We start from the raw sequence: 22,947 nt of genomic DNA, 5'->3' as shown, positions 1-22,947 counted from the left end.
TTATTTTTCTATGAAGGGAGGTCTAGGCTGCTTACCCAGAGCCGTAGACTTGATAAGGATATTAAGTTGGTTGGGCAGTTTCAAATTCATAGCAGCGTCAGTCTGATTCATCAGGGCTGTATTCAAGAGGTACGCATTCAGTTTTTCACTGTTACCGGCCCACAAACCCAGTTTTTCGCGATTTTCTGTTACACGACCGAAAATAAGCTTAGAATTCAGGTTGGTGCTCATATGCAGTTTACTGCAAATCATTGTGTTCAGGCGCATCACCTTCTGTGTAGCATCGGCATACGCACCGAGTGCAGCATCAGCCTTTTCGGATGTCAGCAGGTAGCCCTTTTCGTCAAGTGCCTTTGCACTTTCTTTATTGCCTTCGATAGCAGCGGTCAGTTTCTGATAGTCAACCCACTGGTCGCGCACCAGCTTCAACTGGTCGCTACCCTTGGCATTGGCCAGATACTTGTCGGTAGTCTCGATAAACTGGTTAGCCAGTGCATTCTGCTTCTGCAGCTGGGTGTAGGCCAGCGAGGCATTGATGGTGTTCTGTGTCAGTTCGGGGCATTCCTCACCACTCAGAGCTTTTTCCATTTGCTTGCCAACATCGTTCAGCTGTGCATTCACATTGTTAACCATTTTGCCAATCCCATTCATCTTCTGAATCAGCGGTGCATACTCGGCAATCTGGCCAGCCACCTGGTTCGACATGTCAACCAGACTGGCAAACTGCTCAGAGCGTAACTGCATCAAAGCATAAGACATCACCATCGCTTCCTGATAATCCGAATCGGTCCTCAGCAACTCTTCCATATTAGTTAGCTTCTCGGCGTCGGCGTCACGAGAGAAACGGTTAACCTTACCAATGTCGCCCTCGGTCTTATTTACGTCAATGGGCCAATGAATTAAATTCGACGATACAAATCCTACAACAACTACTGCTGCAACAACACATAGGATAATTAACGATTTCTTCTTCATAACTATATTGCTTTAGGTTATACGGCTGCAAATATACGCAAAAAAATAATACGGCGCAAGCTTTTTTTATAAAAATTACACCTTAACGGCTTGAAGTATCGCATTTCGGGACAGCGTTATACTGGATTCTATGAATAAGAGTAACAATCTCTCTTTTTAATAATTATGCCCCCCGTCAAAACCCATGTGAATGGCCTGCGGGGGATTTTTTAACTGTAGCACTGTAGCGGTGTAGCAAAAATGTTGCGCACAGACAACATAATCTTATAAAAAGTGTTGCGCGCAAGCAACATTTTTATCAAAAAGTGTTGGTTGTATGCAACATTTTTATTATCTTTGCCCCAAAAATGATAGCTTATGGATGCATTATTTAGAAAAAGCGACCGTTTACTGGCCAATACCAGCACAGAGATTGTACGCGAAATAGCAAATACAATCCATTGGAACGCCCAGCTAATTAGCATTATCGGTGCAAAAGGTGTGGGCAAGTCAACGCTCATTAAGCAGTATATCAAACAGAAATACGAACCTGGCGACAGGAGGGTTTTATACTGCTCAGCTGATACTGTCGACTTTTCAACGCGCACACTGGTGGAACTAGCCGAAGAGTTTACCGTAAGAGGCGGCGAGCTGCTAGCCATCGACGAAATCCACAAGTACAAATCGGGCAATACCGACTGGAGTCGTGAAATAAAGGAAATATACGAACTCTATCCCGACCTGAAGTTGATAGTAAGCGGATCATCACTACTTAAACTAAAAGAAGGCGATGCTGACCTGTCACGACGAGCCGTAAAATATACACTGGCAGGATTGTCGTTTCGCGAAGCTTTACGTTTTTATCATGGATTGGAGTTCGAAAAATGGACGTTAGACGACATTCTGAAGCACCCTTACGATTTATGGCAAACGGTGTCGACTAAGTGCAAGCCCAACGCACTGTTTAAGGAATATCTGAAAAAAGGCTACTACCCCTTTCTACTTGAAGGCGAGGGCGAGTATCACACCAAAATAGAGCAGGTGGTAAACTATATTATTGAAACAGAATTACCCCAGATATGCAAGGTTGACGTGGCCAATGTAAGAAAACTGCAGGCACTTGTGGCGATGATATGCAGCGAGATACCTTTTGAACTAAATGCCAACCGAATTGCCGCAGCCCTTGAAATTGGTCGCGACACGGTGGTGGAATACCTGAAATACCTGGGAGATGCCAAAGTATTAAATCTGCTTTACTCTGAAAAAAAGAAAATAGGCAAGCTCTCGAAACCCGATAAGGTATATCTCGAAAACCCAAATATCATGTATGCCCTAGCCCCTACCAAGGTTGAAATAGGAACACTACGCGAAACCTTTGCCGTGGGCAGTCTCACAGAGTCGCATAATGTTGAATACGGAAAAGCGCAAGGTGATTTTCTTGTTGACTCGAAGTACACATTCGAGATTGGCGGTCGCAGCAAGGATTTCTCGCAGATAGCAGGTATAAAGGATTCGTATATTTTTGCCGACGACTGGGATATGCCCGATGGTGCAAAACTCCCACTCTGGATGCTAGGTTTCTTATATTAATGATAATACAATAAAATCCCCTCGCTGATGATTCAGCGGGGGGATTACTTTCTACATGCCCATGCAGCTGGTGGCGCCCAGGGCTGTTACTATCGCCGTTGCGATACTGGCAATCATCTGCACGATGAACTTCAGGGTTTCCTTCTTACTCATAACTCACCTCCTTTCTTAGTCGCCGTACGACTCGTCATCCTCGCCGGTGCTGCTACCGTTGCCGCCTGTGTTACCGTTGTCGTTGCCGCCGGTGTTACCGTTCTCGGGGTCCTCGATGTCGCCGCTGTCGCCACTGGTTACGCGCTTCAGCACGGTGCCGTCCTCGTCCAGACAGGTAATCTGGATACTGGTGTTCTTCAGCTCGTCCTTCACATCTACCGATGGGGTGAACACAATGCGACGGGTGGTAATCAGTCCGGTCTTCACCTCGTCGAGCTTCTCAACGGCCTTGGCGCGCACGCCGAATCGCATGGTTCCCAGTCCGGGCACGGGCACTGAGTGACCCTCGGTGGCCCAGGTGCGGATAACGGCGCCTGCTGCCTCCCATGCGGCCTTGATAACACCCGCACTGATACCCGAGTGAGTGGATGCCTCGGTAAACACCTTCTTCTCGGCAATGCTCGAATACAGGTCGGGGCGCATCACGAAACGCTTGGCCCCAGGGTTCTTGCCGATCTTAAGCTCTCGGCGCTGTGCAATTACTTTGATACTCATAGGTTTAGTAAAATTAAAAAATTAAAGAATTAAAAAATGTAATAATTATAGGATTGTAAATAATTTTTAAATATTATCATTTTTACATTTTTACATTGTTCTGAGTTCGGGTTCGGGCGGGGTATTAATCCTGCAGGGTGCTGCGATTAAAGGCAGCAATTGCCACTATTAATCTTCGCAAATTTCAGGATTAATGCCGCCCTCAAGCCTCCCTCATTTTTTACAGTGCAAAGGTACGATATTTTCATTGCGGTTCACGAATATCCGACCTACTATTTGCAAAAAAATCACTGCGCGCGCCGTTACCATCCGCTGTACCGCTACGCGCTACAGCGCTACAGTTAGTTTCCAGCCCATCGCACACCATTATTTACTTCTATATTTATATATAAATATAGGCACTACCGTTACCATCCCCCACCCCCGCACATCTAACTGTAGCACTGCAACACGTAGCAAAAAAAAATGGGGTTACATTTGCTTTTTTGCGTACTTATTCGTATCTTTGCGGCGGAATATAAAAAAAAGAAGGTTATGACTGCACTTGAACTGAATGCGGAATTGTACCGCGCCATGGGCGAAATAGCCAACGACGAAACGCTACTGGCAAAGGTCTTGAAATACGTTAAGGACCTTACCCCCGCCAAGAAAGCAAAGGCCGATGCGGACTGGGCAAATAAGTTTGCGGGCGCTTGGAAAGATAATCGCTCAACCGACGAGATTATCAACGATATCAACGAAGCAAGAACCACTAACAGCCGTAACATAAAGCTATGAAAGGTTATCTGCTCGACACCAGCACCTGCGTGTTTTTGTTCCGTGCAAACCGCGAGGTAGCTAACAAACTAAACCAAATTGGCAGCGAAAACTGCTATATTTGTGATGTGGTTTTAGCAGAACTACGTTATGGTGCGTATAATAGCGATTTTGTTGAAGACAATCTGAAGATGATTGATGAGTTTGTTAAAATGGTAAAGGTACTCCCCTTTGCCGATAGTATCGACGTGTTTGCACAGGAAAAAGTACGTCTGCGCAAAAGCGGCAAACCCATCGAGGACTTCGATCTGCTTATTGGCTGTGCAGCCAAAGCAGCAGGGCTAACAGTAGTAACACATAACACCAAGCATTTTAGCCATATATCGGGACTCAAAATCGAAGACTGGATAAATTCCTAAAAACTCTTAATTATAACCTGCAGTTTTTGGTGGGTGCGAAGGTTTTTATTATCTTTGCAGCCGTTTGGTGACCCGTGGAACGGCACCGACTATGGATTATATTGTGAAATAAAACTTTTAAAGAATTAATCGACATGAGAAATTGTTGTAGCATCGGTCAATGGCCGATGGAAATGGTGTGCGACACACCCGTGCCTTACTACGAAGTGGGAGTTAGTTGCGGACTGCCTAACGAGATGGGTCAACTGCCACCCGAGATGATTTTATTGCCCAGCGAGATTACGCGCGGGCGACGGGTGTTTATCGTGGATGCCGATGGCGACTCGATGACCGGCGTGGGCATCTACAGCGGCGACCAGCTGCTGATAGAGAGCACCCAGCGGGTGCACAGCGGCGAGGTGGTGATGGTGAGCATCGACGGCGAGGAGCTGTTGAAGGTGTATTACGTTGACGACACGGGCCGCCACTGGCTGCTGCCCGCCAACCCGAAGTACCAGCCATGCGAACTAACGGCCGATATGAATGTGCGCTTTTGCGGACGCATGGTGTGCAACCTGAGTGCGCCGCACGTATCGGTAACGTACTGTGGCGAGGTGGTACGCCAGTTTAAAGCCAGGCAGAAGCAGCACCAGCCCGACATATACGAGCGCCTGACCAAAGCCGTTATCCAGTGCAGTCATCTGTTCTGGGCGGCATCGGCCTGGGCAGTGGCGTATTGCGTGATGCGCGATAAATACAGTTTTGACAAGCCGGTTGCCGAGTTTGAGCGTATGGCCCAGGCCTTAAAGCTACCCACTACGTTTAGGTTTGTATGTGGCGAAGGCAGTGTGCAGCGCACCATCAGTAATCATGAGTACATGCGAAAGAGTATCGACAAGTGGGAGGAGCAGGGTGCTGCCGACCGCGAACTGAAGCTGATGACGGTTTTAATTAAAGAATTGGCTTAGTTTTACCGAACCTGTTACCGAAGTTCGGTAAGTATTAGTACCAAAGTTACCGAAACCTACAACACTTACCGAAAACTGTTACCGAATGCGTTCCAAGAAATTGGAGCGCATTATTTTTTGCCATACTTTTGCCACCGCAAACAAGTTGCGATGGCGAGTGAAGGCTGCGGCTCAGCAAAGCTCGAGCAAGCTCGGCTCTGCGTTCACCTTGCACTTCACTTGCAGCGTGATTCAGTTCACGAGTGTTCTTTGACTTACTGACACACCAACCCGACTCGGAATGGCCGAGCGGATATATTCTTAGGCACGGATTCTTGGACGAGCCCCCCAAAAATATTATTAACAATTTAAAATACACACACAATTATGGAAACAATGATTATTAAAACAGTAAACGAGAACCAACACATGATGACTTCGCTGGAAATAGCTGAAGTAACCGGTAAGCAACACTGTCACGTAATGGAGGCCATCCGAAAAATGGAACCCGCGTGGCAGAAAGTTAACCAATCAAATTTTCGATTGGTTGAATATCACGACAAGAAGGGCGAACTTCGCCCCTGCTACCAGCTAACCAAGACCGAGTGCCTGTACATCGCCACCAAGTTTAACGACGAGGCCCGCGCCCGACTCGTTCTCCGCTGGGAAGAACTCGAGCTTGAGAGATTGGATTTTGGCACGGATTACACGTGCCTAAGAAAACTTCCATCGCTGGGCGTTCAGAAACAGATACTGGCGATGGCGGACGAGATTGTGGGTACGGGACTGCGCATGCTGAACGAGCCTGCCGAGGACACCCTGACCGCCACACAGGTGGCCAAGACGTTTAACATGAACACCCGCGACTTTAACGCCGTGCTGGCCGATATGGACATACAGTACCGCGCCCACGGTAGATGGAACCTGGCCGAACATCTGCAGGGTCGTGGCTACACCGCCGAACGTACACACATCGACTACTCGCTGAAAGGCAAGCGCAAAATAAAGGTGTACATGACGTGGACCATGGCCGGACTGAAGTACCTTAACTCGCAATTGGGATACCCTAACCTTTGAGACATTCTTGCGTCCCTTCGGTAGCAAGCGCCACCCTTCGGGATGTCGAGCGGAACATTGATTTTACTATGCAGATTACAGACACACTTTTACAGAGATTGATGGAGATGGAGGGATGCCGACTGAGCGCTTATCGCGACCAGAACGGCACACCCACCATCGGGTACGGACACACACAAGGCGTGCGCATGGGCGACCGCATCAGCGCCCAACAGGCTCGCGACTGGCTGCTACAGGATGTAACCCAAGTGATGCGACAGGTTCGCCAACTGCACGTGGCGCGCACCGAGGCACAACTAGAGGCACTCACATCGTTTGCCTTTAACGTGGGCATCGGCCGCCTGAGGCAGTCAACGCTGCTGCGCACCATTCGTCAGGGCGGCAGCAAGGCAGCCGTCCAGCGCGAGTTTAAGCGATGGGTGTATGCGGGCGGCAGAAAGCAAAAGGGCCTGGAAGTCCGTCGCCAGTGGGAGGCCGAACACTTCTTCGCCCCCAGCTACCCAACAGATGACGAGATCATCGACCGGGTGTAACATTAAACATTAAACATTAAACATTGGCTATGAGCACACACATTATTTATTTGAAGGACGGGGTGAAAATGATGCGCCCCGTAACCACCCGCGCAGAGTATATGGCTCTGCGCGGCAGTAACGAACAGCAGCAACTGATGACCGCCATCCGCAATGGCAACGAAAGTCTGAAGCACCGCTTGGTGCAGATGAACTACAGTTGCTTGCCCAATGCCGACGGCACGCTGCGCGGCAGCACCCACATGAGCAACACCGTGGGCATGGACATCGACCACGTTAAGGCCGAAGAAATGCCCGCCGTTCGCGATCGCATCCTGGCCAAGAAGGATGAGCTGGGCTTGGGGATGCTTGAGGAGAGCGCCCGCGGCTGCGGCTACCACCTGGTGTTTAGCCGACGGCCGCACATGTCGCAGGTAGAGAATCTGCAGTGGGCCGCCCAGCTGCTAGGCGTAGACTACGATGCGCAGGCTAAGGATATCACCCGCGTGTTTTTCACCACATCGCCAAACGAACTTATCTACCTGGATGACAAGCTGTTTGAACTCCCGTCCTCGGAAAGTTGCGACAAGGGACAGGGCCCAGTCACATTCTGTGACAGGTACCAGTCCCCAGTCACAACACCAGTCGCCAACGAATCCCCCCTCCCTTTGGAGGGGGATAGGGGGAGGCTCTACAACGGCATGGCTTTCTCGGATATCATCGCCAAGTACTGGGAGCTGTTTAATGGCGGCAAGGTGCCGGTGGTGGGCGACAGGAACGCACTCACCTTCGAGTTGGCCGTAACCCTGCGCTGCATCTGCGGCTACAGTCTGGAGGGTCTGCAAGCCATCGTGCCCAACTACTGGGCGCAGCCCGACGGCACCTGCACCGAGGCCGACCGCACCGAATACCTGCACACCCTGGAAAACGCACTGAAAGAGCCCCGACGCGGCATGCCCCTGCGCCTGAAACAGGTGCTGCAGGCACTCAAGGAGCAGCAGGGCGTAAAGGCCTGTGGCGGCACCATCAGCACACCCCCACCCCTGCCCAAGCGACTGCCGCCGCTGATAAAGCTGCTCACCCGCAACGTGCCGTGGTACTACAAGCCCGCCGTGGCCAGCGCCGTGTTCCCCGCCCTGGGCGCCCATCTGCATGGCGTACACTTCCGCTACTGGGACAACGTGGACCACGAAGCCACGTTTATGAACCTGCTGGTGGGTCGACAGAGCGTGGGTAAGGGCTCGATCAAAAAGCCCATCGAGTATATCATGGAGGACATTCGCCAGCGCGATCTGCTGAGCCGCCAGCGCGAGGCCGAGTGGAAGCAGAAGAACCCGTCGGGCAAGCAGAAGAAGGACCCGCGCCCCGCAGATATCTGCATTCAGATGCTCATCGACAACCTGACCGACGCCGTGTTTAACCAGCGCGTGGTGGATGTCCACAACAACGGCCAGCGCTATATCTACACCATTGTAGATGAGGTGGAGGCGCTGAAGAAGGTGACATCGAGCCATAAGGCCGACGAGGTGGGACTGCTGATACGAAAGGCTTTCGACAACTCGATGGCCGGTCAGGAGCGCGTAGGTGCCGACAGTGTATCGGGCATAGCGCCGCTGCGTTGGAACTTCAACGCCAGCACAACCCCGCCCAACGCGCGTAAGTTCTTTTATAAGATGGTGAACGACGGCACGGTGAGCCGACTCGACGTGGCCACCATCATCCGTCCCAGTGAGGACGACGACGAGGCACCCATCCTGGGCATTTACGACGACCAGTTTGCCGCCGAGCTGAAGCCCTATATCGACCGTCTGGATGCTGCCAACGGACTGATAGAGTGCCCGCAAGCCCGCAAGCTGGCCCTGGACCTGAAGCAGGAGAATGCCGACACCGCCCGTCTGTACGAGAGCGAGGCCTACCGCGTGCTGTCGTATCGTGCCAACGTGATAGCCTGGCTGAAGGGCATGGTGCTGTACGTGGCCCACGGCTACCGGTGGGACAAATCGATAGCCGACTTTGTGCGCTGGAGCGAGCAGTACAACCTGTGGTGCAAGATGCTGTACTTTGGCAGCCAGCTGGAGAAGGAGCTGAACGACGAGCAGGAACTGCAGCGCCACTCCGGTCCGCAGAATCTGCTGGAGCTGCTGCCCGATGAGTTTACGCGCGAGCAGTATCTGCAGATGCGCCAGCAAGCCGGTCGGCCCGGTCCTGGCGACAGCACCCTACGCACCTGGCAAACCCGCGGCCACATCGCCTACGACGAAACCTCAGCCCACTACGTTAAAATCAACAAGTAAGTAATAAGGCACTAAAAATAAAACGATTATGGAACACATTGATAACACACAAGAAACTTTTGTGGCACTGTGGCGACTGCTGCGCCGCACGCGCCGCTACTGCCGATTGCACTGCAAACGCTTTTGCATTCGCCGCGTACTGCAACTATGGTTTGGTGGCGAGGCCACCCCCGAGTTTATCTGGCAAGTATGCCACCTTTGCTGTCAGGCCGGTTGGGACCAGCTCCCACCGCCTGGCCTCTACCCGCGCCCGCATCGCGAACTGCTGCGAGCCATCGTGGCCGTGCGCACAGGCATCAGCTACTATCAGATAGACCTGCGCGCCCTCGACGCCGCCTACACCATCGCCTACCCCAAAAGCACACCACTGAACGTGAACAAAAAGAAGAAATCTTAACAAAGCGTATTTTTTATGCATAACAATTTAACATCAAAACCAAACTTGCAGTTTACAAAGTGTAAGTTAACCACTAATTTCAACTTTCACATTGATTTTGGTCAAGTAATACTCGCTAACAGTTAAAATATGTTATAAAATACCCCCTTTTTAAAAAAATTATTTGTTTATTTAGAGATTATACGTTATTTTTGCAACCCGAAAGTGGCAAAAACGTGCAAAATTAATAGTTATTGCATAAATAACCAGCTACTAATAGTATTAGAAAGAGAGAATTTAAAAGTTATAAACATTATTAATTTACAAAAGAGAGAATTTATGAAAAAAAGACTAACGTTGTTTTTCGTCAGCTTGTTCCTGTTTGTAGGCACAGCGCTGGCACAGACAAAAGTTACTGGTACAGTACTCTCACAGGAAGACGGACAGCCCATCATCGGAGCTGCCGTTAAGGTGGTTGGTACAAGTACAGGTATGTTGACCGACGTGAACGGACGATTCACCGTAGCCATGCCCGAGGGTAAGGATCAGCTCGAAGTGAGCTATCTGGGCTACCAGAGCAAGACCGTTAAGGCCAAGGCCAACATGCGCGTTTTCCTGAAGACCGACGCTCAGGTGGTTGACGAGGTGGTTGTGACCGGTTACGGTTCGCAGCGCAAGGCTTCGTTCACAGGTGCCGCCTCGAAGGTTGACGGCGCAGTAGTAGAGAAGAAGAGCGATGCCAACTTTGTGAAGGCACTCGAGGGAACCATCACAGGTGTACAGATGAACAACTCATCAAGCATGCCTGGTACATGGGGTTCGGTTTATGTTCGTGGTCGCGCCTCGCTGAACTCAGGAACACAGCCACTCTACGTGATCGACGGTGTGCCTGTAAACTCAGACTACGACACCATGAGCAGCAGCTCTAACAACGCCATGGACCCAATGGCATCTATCAACCCAAGTGATATCGAGAGCGTTACCGTACTGAAGGACGCTGCCGCTACCGCTATCTACGGTGCACGTGCCGGTAACGGTGTGATCGTGATCACCACCAAGAAGGGTGCCAAGGGCCGCCACAACATAAATGTCGACATCAAGCAGGGCTTTACTGCCATGGCTAACAACAACATGAAGTTTGCCAATGCCGAGCAGACCATGAGCCTGTATGCCGACGGTTACGTGGCACGCTACGGTGGTACCAAGGAAGCCCGTATTGCCGACCTGACCGATATGTACGAGTGGGACGGTAAGACCAGCACCGACTGGATGGACGAGATTTCGCGCAAGGGATACTACCAGGATTATAACATCAACATCAGTGGCCAGACCGGCGAGACCAACTACTATGTCAGCGCAGGCTACCTGGACACTAAGGGTATTATCATCGCATCCGACTTTAAGCGCTACTCTGGCCGCATCAACGTCGACAGCAAGTTCAAGATGTTCAAGTTTGGTGCCAACCTGTCGTACGCTTACTCTGTAAAGAACGGCTTCTCACAGTCAACTGGTGGTTCGTTCACCAACGCCACTGTAGGCGCCATCAGCTCAATGCAGCCTTTCTACCCCGTTTACAACGAGGACGGAACTTACTCAAACGTTGACTCTTACAACCCATTTGCTGTATGGGACAAGGAGCTCGGCGATATCAACGAGGATAAGACAACAACCCTGAGCGCAAGCCCATACCTGCAGGTTGACTTCGGCAAGGGTATCTACTTCAAGAGCACATTCGGTGCCAACATCTATGGCCTGCGCCAGTATCAGTACTGGAGCGCTATCTACAACCCACAGGGTATGGACTATCCCGGTCTCGGTCAGCAGTACAACTCGCAGACCACCACACTTACATGGAACAACATCCTGGGTTGGAACTACACCTTCGGCCAGCAGCACAACCTCAGCCTGATGCTGGGTCAGGAGATGCAGCGCAAGGATTACTGGTATGAGTACTACAGCGGCGACAACTTCCCATTCGCATCTGCCGGTATGAGAGACCTCTCGACCGTAGGTCACTGGAACGATTCTGAGTACTACAAGAAAGAGGCTCGTCTGGCATCATACTTCGGCGATGCTCACTACTCTTTCGCCGACAAGTATTATCTGTCAGCTTCACTCCGTCACGACGGTTCTTCGGTATTCGGCTCTAACAAGCGCTGGGGTACATTCTGGTCGGTAGGTGGCAAATGGCGCTTCACCGGCGAGAAATTCCTTGAGGGCAACAACACCCTTACCAACGGTACATTCCGCGTATCTTACGGTACTGTAGGTAACCAGGATATCGGTTTCTACGCTGCACGTGGTTTCTATGTATCAGGTAGCAACTACCACGGTGCATCAGGTATGACTCCAGAGTCGATCTCTAACTCTGAGCTCACATGGGAGGTTTCTAAGAAGTTCGACATTGGTGTTGACCTTCAGTTCTTCAACCGTTTGAACGTTACATTGGACTACTATAACGAGAAGACTAGCGACGCCCTGTTCAAGGTTCCCCTGTCAAGAACTACCGGTATGACCGAGACTTATCAGAACATCGGTTCTATCCGCAACAGCGGTATCGAGCTGTCGATCAACGGTACCATCCTTCGCAACAAGGATCTTAACTGGACCGCTTATGCCAACCTGACTTGGAACAAGAACAAGGTTATTGCCCTTTCAACCGACAAGCCTATCGAGGGTTCATACACCATCATCGAGGCTGGTCGCCCCTACCGTCAGTTCTACATGAAGGAGTATGCAGGTGTTAACCCCGAGAACGGTAAGGCACAGTGGTACAAGAATGCCGAGGGCGACGAGCTGACCGAGAACTACACCGAGGCAGCCAAGCGCTACGTAGGTTCGGCCGATCCTAAGGTATTCGGTGGTTTCGGTACAACAGTAACATGGAAGGACTTCGACGCCAGCATGACATTCAACTACCGTCTGGGTGGCAAGGTATTCGATTCAGGTGCCCGCTTCACCGGTTTCGGTATGTCGTTCCGCACACCACTCGAGGACGTTGCCCTGAACTCTTGGACCGAGGACAACAAGAATGCCAAGTACCCACAGTACATCTACGGCGATCCAAATAGCAGCACTCAGAACTCAACACGTTTCCTCTACAGCGGCAACTTCCTGCGCCTGAGCAACGTATCTGTTGGTTACACACTGCCAAAGAGCATCACAACAAAGGCTCTGATCGAGAAGGCTCGCATCTATATCTCTTGCGACAACCTCCACACTTGGGCTGCAAGCGACTTCGTAGGTTACAACCCTGAGACATTTGAGAGCGGTGTTATTGCATGGCAGTATCCTGCAGTTTCTACTTATGTAGCTGGTGTTCAAATTACTTTCTAATTAATAAGAAGATAACAATATGAAAAATAAAATTATAACAGGTGCCATGGCACTCACCCTGACAATGGGATTTGTTAGCTGCGGTGATGACTTCCTTGAAACCAAATACTACAAAGGTATCGATGTAGAAACAGGTCTTTCAAGCACAAGCAATGTTTCAACCGCACTGGGTGGCGTATATTACAACCTTTTCGAAAGATATTTTGCAGGTAACTACGCAACCACTATCGGCGACGTTCCAACCGACATCTCATACTGGAACACCAAGACCGGTCACTGGGACAAGATCTACCAGTACACATTCCAGGACACTGAGTCGTATCTCAGCTACATCTGGGAGTATGGTTACAAGATTGTTGACAACTCAGCCCGCGTGATTGTAGCAGCCGACAAGCTTTATGCCGACGCTACTGCCGACGACAAGCAGACACTCGACCTGTGCCGCGCCGAGGCTTACGCCCTGCGTGCATACGCAAACCTTAAGCTGGTGAACGTTTTCGCACATCAGATCAAGGTTAATGGCAACGATTTCTCGGCCAAGCCCGGTATCGTTATCAGCGACACTCCTATCCCTGCCTTCACTGAGGTTAGCCGCGCCACTGTAGGCGACAGCTACAATATGATTGTGAGCGACCTGAAGAAGTCGCTGGAGTACTTCGCTGCTGCCGGTGGCGACCGTGGCGACAAGTGCTACTTTGGTGTAGCTGCTGTCGAGGGTCTGCTGGCACGTACATACCTTTATATGGAGAACTGGGATGGTGCTATCAGCAGCGCTAAGGCAGCCCTGAGCGATGCCGGCACACCTGCACTGGCCTATACAAAGGCCGACTATAAGGCCCTGTACAACGGCGGCGGTTCAAACACCGAGAGCCTGTTCTATCTCGACATCAACGCCAGTCAGAACTGGAGTGCCAACTCTTGCGGTACACTGTGGACTACCTACAACTTCAGCCCAAGCCCCAAGCTGCTGGCTATGTATGCCGACACCGACGTACGTAACGCCATCATGGCCATGGACGCAAGCTCAACCGAGACTGCCCCTGTATTCGCTGGTGGTAAGTTCGCTTCTTACGGTTCAGGCAACCCCGCCCACGCTACCAACTACCTGATTAACGCTCCTGAGATGTATCTGATTATCGCAGAGAGCTACATCAAGAAGAACGACGTAGCCAAGGCTCAGGAGGCTCTGCTGCCCGTAGCTAAGCGTAACACAGCCATTGCTACAACAGCCGATCTGCCTAGCACCGCTGCCGATCTCTACACATTCCTGAAGGACGAGCGCGCACGCGAGCTCTTCCAGGAGGGTCTGCGCCTGTACGACCTGCGCCGCTGGGGCGATCCCGCTCAGGTAGAGGCCTACAATGCACCTAAGATCCTGTTCCGTGCAAACAATTTCAACATCTCTGAATTTGTATTCCCCATCCCTAACGATGAGATCAATGCAAACTTTGGTGTAACACAGAACGAGGGTTGGGCATCTAATCTCCCTAAGTAATCCCACTTTTCAAAAGTTATAAACATTTCGCAGGTTTGCCCCCAAGCAAGCCTGCGATTTCTTTGTAAATAAATGCATATTTTGTGCATAACAATTTAATATCAAAAACCAACCTTAGCTGAGCAAAGTGTAAGTTAACCGCAAAAAACTGCTTTCAGATTGTATTTTTGAATACCATTTGTATTAAAATGGTTAAAATATGTTAGAAAACAACCCCCTTTTAATAAAATTATTTGTCTATTATAATAATATGCAGTAATTTTGCAGCCCCGAAACGGGACCTTATGTCCAAAAAAAGGAAGAGATTGAGACTACAGGTATAACATATAATTATTAAAAAGAGAGATTTTTATGAAACAACGACTAACGATGTTCATCGTCGGTCTGTTCCTTTTTGTGGGAACAGCGCTGGCACAGACAAAAGTTACAGGTACAGTACTCTCACAGGAGGATGGCGAGCCCATCATCGGCGCTACCGTCAAGATTGTGGGTGCAGGTACAGGTGCCATCACTGATTACGAAGGAAACTTCACCGTACAGATGCCCGAGGGTAAGGACATGATTGAGATTACCTACCTGGGCTGCAAGACCGAGATTCTGAAGGCCGTGAACGGTATGCGCGTAATCATGAAGCCCGACACCGAGACACTCGAAGAGGTGGTAGTTGTGGCTTACGGTACTGCCAAGAAGCAGAGTATTACCGGTTCGGTTTCAACCGTAGACCAGAAGGCCATCGAGAAGCGTATTGCCTCGAACGTTACCAGTGCACTCGAGGGTGCTGCCCCCGGCGTACAGGTTAACAACACCTATGGTGAGCCTGGTGCCGAGCCAAAGATCCGCATCCGCGGTATCGGTTCGCTCAACGGTTCAAACACCCCACTCTACGTAGTAGACGGTATCATCTACAACGGAAATATTGCCGACCTGAACCCCGATGATATCAAGAGCATGTCGGTACTGAAGGATGCTGCATCGGCAGCCCTGTACGGTAACCGTGCATCGGCCGGTGTGGTTATCATCACCACCAAGAGCGGTATTTCGCACGAGGGCAACTCATCTATCGACCTGAAGATTAACCAGGGTTTCTACAACCGTGGTATCAAGGAGTACGACCGTCTGGGTGTGAACGACTACATGGAGACATCGTGGAAGGCCATGAAGAACTGGGCTATGACCGGTTCGATGGGCTTGAGCGAGGACGAGGCTAAGGCCTACGCAAGCGCCCACCTGGCTACCGACGTGATGCACCAGAACATCTGGGACCGCGCCAGCGATCAGCTGTTCGACGAGAACGGTAAGATGGTGGCCAACGTGCTGCCCGGCTATACCGACCTGGACTGGGAGGACAACATCGAGCGCACAGGTCAGCGTCAGGAGTACATCCTGAGCGGTAACTTTACCAACGATAAGACCAATGTTTACTCATCACTGGGTTATCTGAAGGAGAAGGGTTACATCGTAAGCAGCGACTACGAGCGCTACACTGCCCGTGTTAACTCTACCTACACACCTAACAAGTGGATTACCGTAGGTGTAAACCTGAATGGTGCCATCTCAAAGCGCCACTTCAACGACAACGCCAAGGGTAGCTACTATTCAAACCCATTCAACACCGCCCGCTACATGGCGCCTATCTATCCTATATATAGCCACAACGCCGACGGCAGCATTGCTACCGACAAGTACGGCAACTATGTATATGATACAGAATCCGACTATCTCGACAACCGTAACATTGCTTACGAGCTGCGCACAGATACCGATACACGCAAGCGTAACGTACTGAATGGTACTGCTTATGCTACAGTGAACCTGCCTTACGACTTCTCGCTTACCATCAAGGGCAACCTGGCGCACACTTCGTCAACACGCCAGACCTACAACAACCCCGAGATTGGTGATGGTGCCACAAACGGCGGTCGACTGGCTAACTACAGCAACGAGTACGAGGACTACACCATGCAGGAGCTGCTGAACTGGGCTCACGAGTTTGGCGATCACCACATCGACGTGATGGTGGGTCACGAGAATACACACTATCAGACCGAGAACTTCGACGGTATGAATACCAAGATGGTGGCCAGTGGTATCTATGTGCTGGGCAATTTCATTCAGAACTCATACCTGAGCGGTTACAACGAGGAGTATGCTACCGAGTCGTACCTGGCTCGCGCCCGCTATAACTACGATCAGCGCTACTTTGTAGATGCTTCGCTGCGTCGCGATGGTTCTTCGCGTTTTGCCAGCTCAAACCGCTGGGGTAACTTCTTCTCGTTCGGTGCTACATGGAATGCCAAGAAGGAGGAGTTCCTGCGCGATGTGAAATGGATTAACCAGTTGCGCCTGCGTGCATCGTACGGCGAGGTTGGTAACGACGCCGGTGTAGGCTACTATGGCTACCAGGCCCTTTACTACATTGAGAAGAACGGTGGCGAGGGTGCCCTGATGAAGCAGAGCCTGAGCGCCGAGGATATCAAGTGGGAGACAGCACAGACCGTTGACGTGGCCCTCGAGGGTCGCCTGTTCGGCCGCATGAACTTCAGCATCGGCTACTTCGACAAGCGCAACAAGGACCTGCTCTTTGCCGTACGTCTGCCTCTGTCGGCCGGTTCGTTCTCTTACAACCAGGATTATTTCAACATGACCGTTAACAAGAATATCGGTACCATCGCCAACCGCGGTGTGGAAATTTCGATCGACGGCGACGTGCTGAGCAAAAAGAACTGGCTGGTAAACCTCGGTTTCGACGCCACATTCATCAAAAACAAGATTATCAAGCTGCCTAACGGCGACAACATCCTTTCGGGTGTACACAACTATACCGAGGGTCGCTCGCTGTACGACTTCTACACCTATCACTTCGAGGGTGTCGACCAGATGACCGGTCGTTCGCTTTACACACTCGACCCTGATATGAAGGCCACTGCCGCTCAGATGGGCGAACTGGTAACCATCAACGGTGTTGACTACACTACCAATACCTCTTACGGCAAGCGCGACTTCCACGGCACAGCTGCTCCTACCGTCTACGGTTCGGTTCACGGCAACGTAAGCTGGAAGGATCTTACACTGAGCCTCCTGGCTACCTACAGCCTGGGTGGTAAGACTATCGACTACACTTATCAGACACTCATGTCGACCAACGCCATGTCGAGCGGTTCAGCCCTGCACAAGGATGCCCTGAAGGCTTGGAACGGCGTGCCCGAGGGCATGACCGAGACATCGGCCGACCGCATTGATCCAAACGGCGTGCCCGCCATGGACTACAATCTGAGTTCGTATAACAACGCTACCAGCGACCGCTGGCTCACCAGCGCATCTTACCTGGTAATGAAGAACATCAGTCTGTCGTACAACCTGCCTAAGAAGTGGCTCACAGCTATGAACGCAGGCATCAATGGCGTAACACTTACCGCTGGTGTTGAGAACCTCTTCACATTGACTGGTCGCAAGGGTATGAACCCACAGTACAGCTTTACTGGAACTTCGGACGATACCTACGTAACAGCTCGCGTTTGGAACTTCTCACTCAATGTTAATTTCTAATTATTAATAAAGGAATATTGAAGTATGAAAAAATTCATTAGCAACATAATGGCGGGCTTAGTACTGGTTAGCGCTCCCGCACTGGTATCATGTGGCTCCGACTATCTGAATACCACTCCCACCGAGTCGGTTTTGGCCGACGACGCTGTAGCCACAGCCGAGAACGGCTACAAGGCACTGAATGGTATTGCCAAGACCATGAGCGCCCAGCAGGCCGCCTGGGATAGCGGTTGTGCAGGCGAGAACCGCATCATCGCCCTGTACGAGAACTACGCCAGTCAGGACTACTTCTACAACTACTACGCACAGGGTTGGGCTCCCATCATGAACCTGCAGTACTCGCTGCGTAACAACACATCTTACGATGCATACCCCTGGTACTACTACTATACACTGGTAAGTCAGGCCAACGCCATCATTGCCCACATCGACGAGGCCGATGGCAACGAGGGATTGAAGAAGTTCGACAAGGCTTCGGCACTTACATTCCGTGCCTACGGTTTCGAGAAGCTGCTGCACTACTATGCCCCACGCTGGCAGGACAGCAACAACGGTACTGCCAAGGGCATCTGCCTGCGTTTGGATGAGTCGACAGGCGAGCTGCCACAGTCTACCATGGCCGAGTGCTATGCTCAGATCTACAACGACCTGGACGAGGCTATCGCACTGTTCCAGCAGAGCGGTAAGAACCGCGGTTCGAAAGAAATCTGGATTGCCAACGAGAACGTGGCACACGCTGTTTATGCACGTGCCGCACTGGCCAAGCAGGACTACCAGACTGCGCTTACACACGCACCTCTGGCTCGCAAGGGCTACTCGCTGATGAGCAATGCCGACTACTATGCCGGTTTCTGCAAGCCAACCAGCGAGTGGATCTTCGGTAGCTACGGCGGCTCTCAGGAGAACATGTGGTACTGGAGCTTCGGTACACAGTACGCTTGTAACGGCTACTATGCCAACAACACCGCCTGCGGTGCCGGTTCGATCGACATCGAGCTCACCAACCTGATTCCTGACAACGACGTGCGTAAGGGTCTGTTCCTCACACCTGATAAGTTCGAGAACTTCGACCTGAACGACAAGACCGTTGCCGACAACTACTATCTGGGCTATGGTATCATGGGCTTCAGCAACGACGCCCTGTGGGACGAGGTTGACGCCTGGGTTGAGAACCGTCACAACTCATCGGCTGCCAGCAGCATGGACCGCCCATACCAGCCTGGTTACTACTACGTAGGCGGCCAGACCAAGTTCTACGTATTCGACACGCCAGGTGTAGGCTATCTGCCATTCATCCGCTCTTCGGAGATGGTGCTCATCGAGGCCGAGGCCAACTACTTCCTGGGTAACGAGGCTGCCGCACAGGCTGCACTGGTAGAGCTGAACGCTTCAACAGGTCGTGATGCCAACTACACCTGCGAGAAGACTGGCGAGGAGCTCTTCGACGAGATTGTGAACTACCGTCGCCTGGAGCTCTGGGGCGAGGGCTTCGGTTTCAGCGACTACAAGCGTTGGAACAAGGAGATTTCGCGTAAGGCTCTTAGCAAGGGTGGTAGCGCATCAGTTGCCATCGCTGTAACCGTTAAGCCCAGCGATCCTAACTGGACATGGGCCATCCCACAGTGGGAGACCGACTACAACGATGCCTTCAGAGATCCAACAAAGGACGAAAAATAACTTTTTGTATCTATACCATAAAAAAGTGCGGGATTTGCCATAAAAAGCAAGTCCCGCTATTTTTTGCTCAGCGCGCTACAGCGCTACAGTGCTACAGTTAGATTATTAGCGTTTGGCCTTGAAGAAGTTCTGCATCAGCTCGCGGCATTCGTCCTCCAACACGCCCTGCGTTACCTGCGCCTTGGGGTGGAAAGCGTTAGGCGCCAACAGGTGGTAGCCACGCTTATCGTCGGGGGCACCATACACAATGCGTGGTATCTGCGCCCAACCGATGGCACCGGCACACATGGTGCAAGGCTCAACGGTAACATACAGCGTACACTCGGTAAGATACTTGCCACCCAGCGTGTTGGCGGCAGCAGTAATGGCCTGCATCTCGGCATGGGCAGTAACATCGCACAGTGTTTCGGTGAGGTTGTGCGCACGCGACACTACCCTATCCTTACACACCACCACGGCACCAATGGGAATCTCGCCCGCCTCAAGTGCCAAATGGGCCTCGTCTAACGCCATCTGCATGTAGCGTTCGTCTTTTTTTTGTTGTTCTTCGTTAATCATGGTGCAAAGATACGAATAAGTGAGTAAAATGCCAAAGATATTTGAGCATTTTCGAACGAAAGTATCTAAGACGTAGTCAAAGTTACAAAAAATTTTGTATCTTTGCACTCGGAATATGATGGAATTTAAGATAGTGCACGTTGATGAGACAGATTCTACCAACCGTTGGATGAAGGAAAACGGCGAGGGTGTGATGGTAGTTGTGGCTGATTTTCAGACTGCTGGAAAGGGTTGCGGCTCCAACACATGGGAGAGCGAGCGGGGCCAGAACCTGCTGTTTTCGGTGCTTATCCACCCCCAGAAGGTATCGACACGCACACAGTTCATCATTACCCAGATGGTATCGGTAGCCCTGTGCAACACGCTGCAGCGCTACATACCGCAAACACCCGAGATAAAATGGCCTAACGACATCTACGTAGGCGACAAGAAGATATGCGGCGTGCTGATTGAAAACCGACTGGAGGGGCACCGCATCAAGGACTGCGTGATAGGCATCGGACTGGACGTGAACCAAACGGAGTTTAAGAGCGATGCACCCAACCCCGTATCTATCAAACAGCTGACAGGCCGCGACACCGATCGCGACGAGCTGTTGGCCGCTTTCCTCGACGAACTGCAGAAAGCTATCGACAACAAAGGCATACACCAAGCCTACATGAACCGGTTGTACCGTCGCGAAGGACTATACCCGTTCGAGGCTGCCGGCAAGCGCTTTATGGCCACCGTGGTTGGCACTACCGACGACGGACGCCTGATGCTGCAGGATGCCAACGGCATAGCATACCTGTACCGATTCAAGGAAGTGGTTTTTGTCATTGAACATTGACCATTGACCATTGAACATTATTAAAGATTAAACATCAAACATTATTGATATGGCAAGATTTAAGAGAATTCTGTTAAAGCTTTCGGGCGAGAGCCTGATGGGCAAGCAGGGCTACGGTATCGACCCTGAGAGATTGAGCGACTACGCCAATCAGATTAAGGAAATAGCAGGCATGGGCGTGCAGATTGGTATCGTGATTGGTGGTGGTAACATCTTCCGCGGACTCTCGGGCTCGCAGAAGGGTTTCGACCGCGTTAAGGGCGACCAGATGGGTATGTGCGCCACCGTTATCAACTCGCTGGCACTGAGCTCGGCTCTGGGTGCTGTGGGTGTTAAGAACAAGGTGCTTACAGCTATCCGCATGGAGCCTATCGGCGAGTTCTACACCAAGTGGAAGGCCATCGAGGCCATGGAGGCTGGCTACGTGTGCATCTTCTCGGCAGGTACAGGTTCGCCCTACTTCACCACCGATACTGGCAGCAGCCTGCGCGGTATCGAGATTGAGGCCGACGTGATGCTGAAGGGTACCCGCGTGGACGGTATCTATACTGCCGACCCCGAGAAGGATCCCACAGCCACCAAGTTCGAGGATATCACCTACAAAGAGGTGCTGGCACGCGGACTGAAGGTGATGGACCTGACAGCTATCTGCATGTGTCAGGACAATAACCTGCCCATCTACGTTTTCAACATGGACGTAGTTGGCAATCTTAAAAAGGTAATGGATGGTGAACAGATTGGTACCTTAGTGCACAACTAAGGTACTACTTCACCTCTTCAAACTCAACGTATTCGTCGTCGCCCTTATCAAAGATCTTCTTTTCACCGGCGGCGCGATCGTCAACAATCGTTACACCACCACTCGTAGTTGTTCTACGGGTGGTTTTATTTACTTTTTCACCGTTAACATAGACAGTTTCTACATGCACATTGCCCTGCTTGTCTCTGTAGGTGGTTCTTGTGGTTCTATTCCCGGATGATTTAGCACTCTTGAAATAATCATCGCCAAAGGGGTTGCGTTCCTTCGCCTCGTAACGACGGCCACGACGGAACACAAAATCCTCAACATCCTCGCGCATACGCTTCATGTTGCGATACAACACGTTAATAACGATGATAGCGATAATAGCCAGGGCAATAAACCCGAACACGATAAAGGCCACAAAAGTCTTCATAAAGACCATTCTTTTTTACTTTTTAGTTAGAACTGCAATCTTCGACAGCACAACGTACCACAAGATAATGGCCGCAATGCCGCTTACTCCTAACAGGAGCAACAGGGGAATACATGATATTACAAATATATACTTAATCTCGTTACCTTTCCATCCCCAATGCTTGAACTTGAGGGCAAACATTGGTATCTCGGCTATCAGCAGGTAGCTGGTAAAGAATACCAAGAGGAGTGTCACCCACTCCAAGCCCTCGAAAGCCACCTCGTACTCCATCAGTCCGCAAACCAGCGAACCCCAGAACAGCGCATTAGCAGGTGTAGGCAGGCCAATGAAGCCCAAAGCCTGACGCTCGTCGAGATTAAACTTGGCCAGTCGCAAGGCCGAGAAAGCAGCCATCACGAATGCCAGGTAGGGCATCCAAACCAAGTGGGTATCGAATGAGCAAAGATAGCTGAACACGATAGCCGATGGGGCAAAACCGAAGGTGATGTCGTCGGCCAGCGAATCGAGCTCCTTGCCGATGGGCGATGAAACACCCAGCAAGCGGGCACTCATACCATCAAAGAAATCGAATACGGCACCGATGACGATGAACAGCAGCGCCATCGGGAATTCGCTCTGAAAAGCGAAATAAGTTGCAATGCAACCCGAAATAAGGTTGCAGCAGGTTATCGTATTTGGGATATGCTTCTTAATCATTGAACATTGAACATTGACCA

Annotated in this window: 20 protein-coding genes; 14 read left to right on the top strand and 6 right to left on the bottom strand. The window is 51.0% G+C overall.

Going from position 1 to position 22,947, the window contains the following annotated elements:
* Positions 1-975, bottom strand: coding sequence for a hypothetical protein (locus BLU97_RS08000; protein WP_074761032.1), 975 nt, complete (start codon positions 973-975; stop codon positions 1-3).
* A gap of 357 nt (positions 976-1,332) precedes the next feature.
* Between BLU97_RS08000 and BLU97_RS07995 the strand changes: the two genes are divergently transcribed.
* Positions 1,333-2,544: an ATP-binding protein gene (locus BLU97_RS07995; protein ID WP_074761031.1), complete on the top strand. Its 1,212-nt coding sequence runs from the start codon at positions 1,333-1,335 to the stop codon at positions 2,542-2,544.
* Between the two features lie 51 nt (positions 2,545-2,595).
* Here the strand turns inward: BLU97_RS07995 and BLU97_RS16045 are convergent, their stop codons facing one another.
* Entirely contained in the window at positions 2,596-2,697 is a 102-nt protein-coding gene (locus BLU97_RS16045) for a smalltalk protein (RefSeq protein ID WP_155949436.1), read from the bottom strand.
* A 15-nt stretch (positions 2,698-2,712) separates the two neighbouring features.
* A complete protein-coding gene (locus BLU97_RS07990; protein WP_074761030.1) occupies positions 2,713-3,252 on the bottom strand; it encodes a DNA-binding protein in 540 nt (179 codons plus the stop codon).
* A 534-nt stretch (positions 3,253-3,786) separates the two neighbouring features.
* On the opposite strand from BLU97_RS07990, the gene BLU97_RS07985 reads away from it, so the two are divergent.
* From BLU97_RS07985 to BLU97_RS07935, 11 genes are all read left to right on the top strand, one after another.
* Positions 3,787-4,029, top strand: coding sequence for a hypothetical protein (locus tag BLU97_RS07985; RefSeq protein WP_139208937.1), 243 nt, complete (start codon positions 3,787-3,789; stop codon positions 4,027-4,029).
* On the top strand, positions 4,026-4,427 hold the full coding sequence (locus tag BLU97_RS07980) for a type II toxin-antitoxin system VapC family toxin (protein WP_074761028.1): 402 nt from the start codon (positions 4,026-4,028) through the stop codon (positions 4,425-4,427). Before BLU97_RS07985 ends, BLU97_RS07980 begins: the two co-directional genes overlap by 4 nt.
* A 134-nt stretch (positions 4,428-4,561) precedes the next feature.
* Positions 4,562-5,374 (top strand): LexA family protein, encoded by an 813-nt coding sequence (locus BLU97_RS07975; RefSeq protein WP_081352925.1) that lies wholly within the window; start codon positions 4,562-4,564, stop codon positions 5,372-5,374.
* A 366-nt stretch (positions 5,375-5,740) separates the two neighbouring features.
* Positions 5,741-6,430, top strand: coding sequence for a Rha family transcriptional regulator (locus BLU97_RS07970; protein ID WP_074761026.1), 690 nt, complete (start codon positions 5,741-5,743; stop codon positions 6,428-6,430).
* 68 nt (positions 6,431-6,498) lie between these two features.
* Positions 6,499-6,963, top strand: coding sequence for a lysozyme (locus BLU97_RS07965; protein ID WP_074761025.1), 465 nt, complete (start codon positions 6,499-6,501; stop codon positions 6,961-6,963).
* Between the two features lie 29 nt (positions 6,964-6,992).
* Complete coding sequence (locus tag BLU97_RS07960) at positions 6,993-9,236, top strand: hypothetical protein (protein WP_254771686.1); 2,244 nt, start codon at positions 6,993-6,995, stop codon at positions 9,234-9,236.
* A 28-nt stretch (positions 9,237-9,264) separates the two neighbouring features.
* A complete protein-coding gene (locus BLU97_RS07955; protein ID WP_074761023.1) occupies positions 9,265-9,633 on the top strand; it encodes a hypothetical protein in 369 nt (122 codons plus the stop codon).
* Between the two features lie 318 nt (positions 9,634-9,951).
* Complete coding sequence (locus BLU97_RS07950; RefSeq protein WP_074761022.1) at positions 9,952-12,948, top strand: SusC/RagA family TonB-linked outer membrane protein; 2,997 nt, start codon at positions 9,952-9,954, stop codon at positions 12,946-12,948.
* 19 nt (positions 12,949-12,967) lie between these two features.
* Entirely contained in the window at positions 12,968-14,443 is a 1,476-nt protein-coding gene (locus tag BLU97_RS07945; RefSeq protein ID WP_074761021.1) for a RagB/SusD family nutrient uptake outer membrane protein, read from the top strand.
* 351 nt (positions 14,444-14,794) lie between these two features.
* The gene (locus tag BLU97_RS07940) at positions 14,795-17,989 is read left to right on the top strand and encodes a SusC/RagA family TonB-linked outer membrane protein (protein WP_074761020.1); all 3,195 of its coding nucleotides are present in this window, start codon (positions 14,795-14,797) and stop codon (positions 17,987-17,989) included.
* A 24-nt stretch (positions 17,990-18,013) separates the two neighbouring features.
* Positions 18,014-19,666, top strand: a complete 1,653-nt coding sequence (locus BLU97_RS07935) for a RagB/SusD family nutrient uptake outer membrane protein (RefSeq protein WP_074761019.1) — start codon at positions 18,014-18,016, stop codon at positions 19,664-19,666.
* A 105-nt stretch (positions 19,667-19,771) separates the two neighbouring features.
* Here BLU97_RS07935 and BLU97_RS07930 read toward each other — a convergent pair whose 3' ends face one another.
* The gene (locus BLU97_RS07930) at positions 19,772-20,224 is read right to left on the bottom strand and encodes a nucleoside deaminase (protein ID WP_074761018.1); all 453 of its coding nucleotides are present in this window, start codon (positions 20,222-20,224) and stop codon (positions 19,772-19,774) included.
* Positions 20,225-20,339: 115 nt separating this feature from the next.
* Between BLU97_RS07930 and BLU97_RS07925 the strand changes: the two genes are divergently transcribed.
* Together BLU97_RS07925 and pyrH are read left to right on the top strand one after the other, a co-directional pair.
* Positions 20,340-21,053, top strand: coding sequence for a biotin--[acetyl-CoA-carboxylase] ligase (locus tag BLU97_RS07925; RefSeq protein ID WP_074761017.1), 714 nt, complete (start codon positions 20,340-20,342; stop codon positions 21,051-21,053).
* 49 nt (positions 21,054-21,102) lie between these two features.
* A complete protein-coding gene (pyrH, locus tag BLU97_RS07920; RefSeq protein WP_013065609.1) occupies positions 21,103-21,813 on the top strand; it encodes a UMP kinase in 711 nt (236 codons plus the stop codon).
* A gap of 4 nt (positions 21,814-21,817) precedes the next feature.
* Here the strand turns inward: pyrH and BLU97_RS07915 are convergent, their stop codons facing one another.
* Both BLU97_RS07915 and pssA read right to left on the bottom strand, forming a co-directional pair.
* A complete protein-coding gene (locus tag BLU97_RS07915; RefSeq protein WP_081352924.1) occupies positions 21,818-22,237 on the bottom strand; it encodes a DUF4834 family protein in 420 nt (139 codons plus the stop codon).
* Positions 22,238-22,243: 6 nt separating this feature from the next.
* Complete coding sequence (gene pssA / locus BLU97_RS07910; RefSeq protein ID WP_074761015.1) at positions 22,244-22,927, bottom strand: CDP-diacylglycerol--serine O-phosphatidyltransferase; 684 nt, start codon at positions 22,925-22,927, stop codon at positions 22,244-22,246.
* Positions 22,928-22,947 lie beyond the last annotated feature (20 nt).

Origin of the sequence: Xylanibacter ruminicola, assembly GCF_900107775.1 — a bacterium.
GTDB lineage: Bacteria > Bacteroidota > Bacteroidia > Bacteroidales > Bacteroidaceae > Prevotella > Prevotella ruminicola_C.
Note: the sequence above shows the minus strand (reverse complement) of the source record. Positions and strands in the feature narration are given on the sequence as shown.

Bases quoted from the DNA above. Each gene is read 5' to 3' on its own strand.
- BLU97_RS08000 (WP_074761032.1), bottom strand. From the start codon at position 975: ATGAAGAAGAAATCGTTAATTATCCTATGTGTTGTTGCAGCAGTAGTT.
- BLU97_RS07995 (WP_074761031.1), top strand. From the start codon at position 1,333: ATGGATGCATTATTTAGAAAAAGCGACCGTTTACTGGCCAATACCAGC.
- BLU97_RS16045 (WP_155949436.1), bottom strand. From the start codon at position 2,697: ATGAGTAAGAAGGAAACCCTGAAGTTCATCGTGCAGATGATTGCCAGT.
- BLU97_RS07990 (WP_074761030.1), bottom strand. From the start codon at position 3,252: ATGAGTATCAAAGTAATTGCACAGCGCCGAGAGCTTAAGATCGGCAAG.
- BLU97_RS07985 (WP_139208937.1), top strand. From the start codon at position 3,787: ATGACTGCACTTGAACTGAATGCGGAATTGTACCGCGCCATGGGCGAA.
- BLU97_RS07980 (WP_074761028.1), top strand. From the start codon at position 4,026: ATGAAAGGTTATCTGCTCGACACCAGCACCTGCGTGTTTTTGTTCCGT.
- BLU97_RS07975 (WP_081352925.1), top strand. From the start codon at position 4,562: ATGAGAAATTGTTGTAGCATCGGTCAATGGCCGATGGAAATGGTGTGC.
- BLU97_RS07970 (WP_074761026.1), top strand. From the start codon at position 5,741: ATGGAAACAATGATTATTAAAACAGTAAACGAGAACCAACACATGATG.
- BLU97_RS07965 (WP_074761025.1), top strand. From the start codon at position 6,499: ATGCAGATTACAGACACACTTTTACAGAGATTGATGGAGATGGAGGGA.
- BLU97_RS07960 (WP_254771686.1), top strand. From the start codon at position 6,993: ATGAGCACACACATTATTTATTTGAAGGACGGGGTGAAAATGATGCGC.
- BLU97_RS07955 (WP_074761023.1), top strand. From the start codon at position 9,265: ATGGAACACATTGATAACACACAAGAAACTTTTGTGGCACTGTGGCGA.
- BLU97_RS07950 (WP_074761022.1), top strand. From the start codon at position 9,952: ATGAAAAAAAGACTAACGTTGTTTTTCGTCAGCTTGTTCCTGTTTGTA.
- BLU97_RS07945 (WP_074761021.1), top strand. From the start codon at position 12,968: ATGAAAAATAAAATTATAACAGGTGCCATGGCACTCACCCTGACAATG.
- BLU97_RS07940 (WP_074761020.1), top strand. From the start codon at position 14,795: ATGAAACAACGACTAACGATGTTCATCGTCGGTCTGTTCCTTTTTGTG.
- BLU97_RS07935 (WP_074761019.1), top strand. From the start codon at position 18,014: ATGAAAAAATTCATTAGCAACATAATGGCGGGCTTAGTACTGGTTAGC.
- BLU97_RS07930 (WP_074761018.1), bottom strand. From the start codon at position 20,224: ATGATTAACGAAGAACAACAAAAAAAAGACGAACGCTACATGCAGATG.
- BLU97_RS07925 (WP_074761017.1), top strand. From the start codon at position 20,340: ATGATGGAATTTAAGATAGTGCACGTTGATGAGACAGATTCTACCAAC.
- pyrH (WP_013065609.1), top strand. From the start codon at position 21,103: ATGGCAAGATTTAAGAGAATTCTGTTAAAGCTTTCGGGCGAGAGCCTG.
- BLU97_RS07915 (WP_081352924.1), bottom strand. From the start codon at position 22,237: ATGGTCTTTATGAAGACTTTTGTGGCCTTTATCGTGTTCGGGTTTATT.
- pssA (WP_074761015.1), bottom strand. From the start codon at position 22,927: ATGATTAAGAAGCATATCCCAAATACGATAACCTGCTGCAACCTTATT.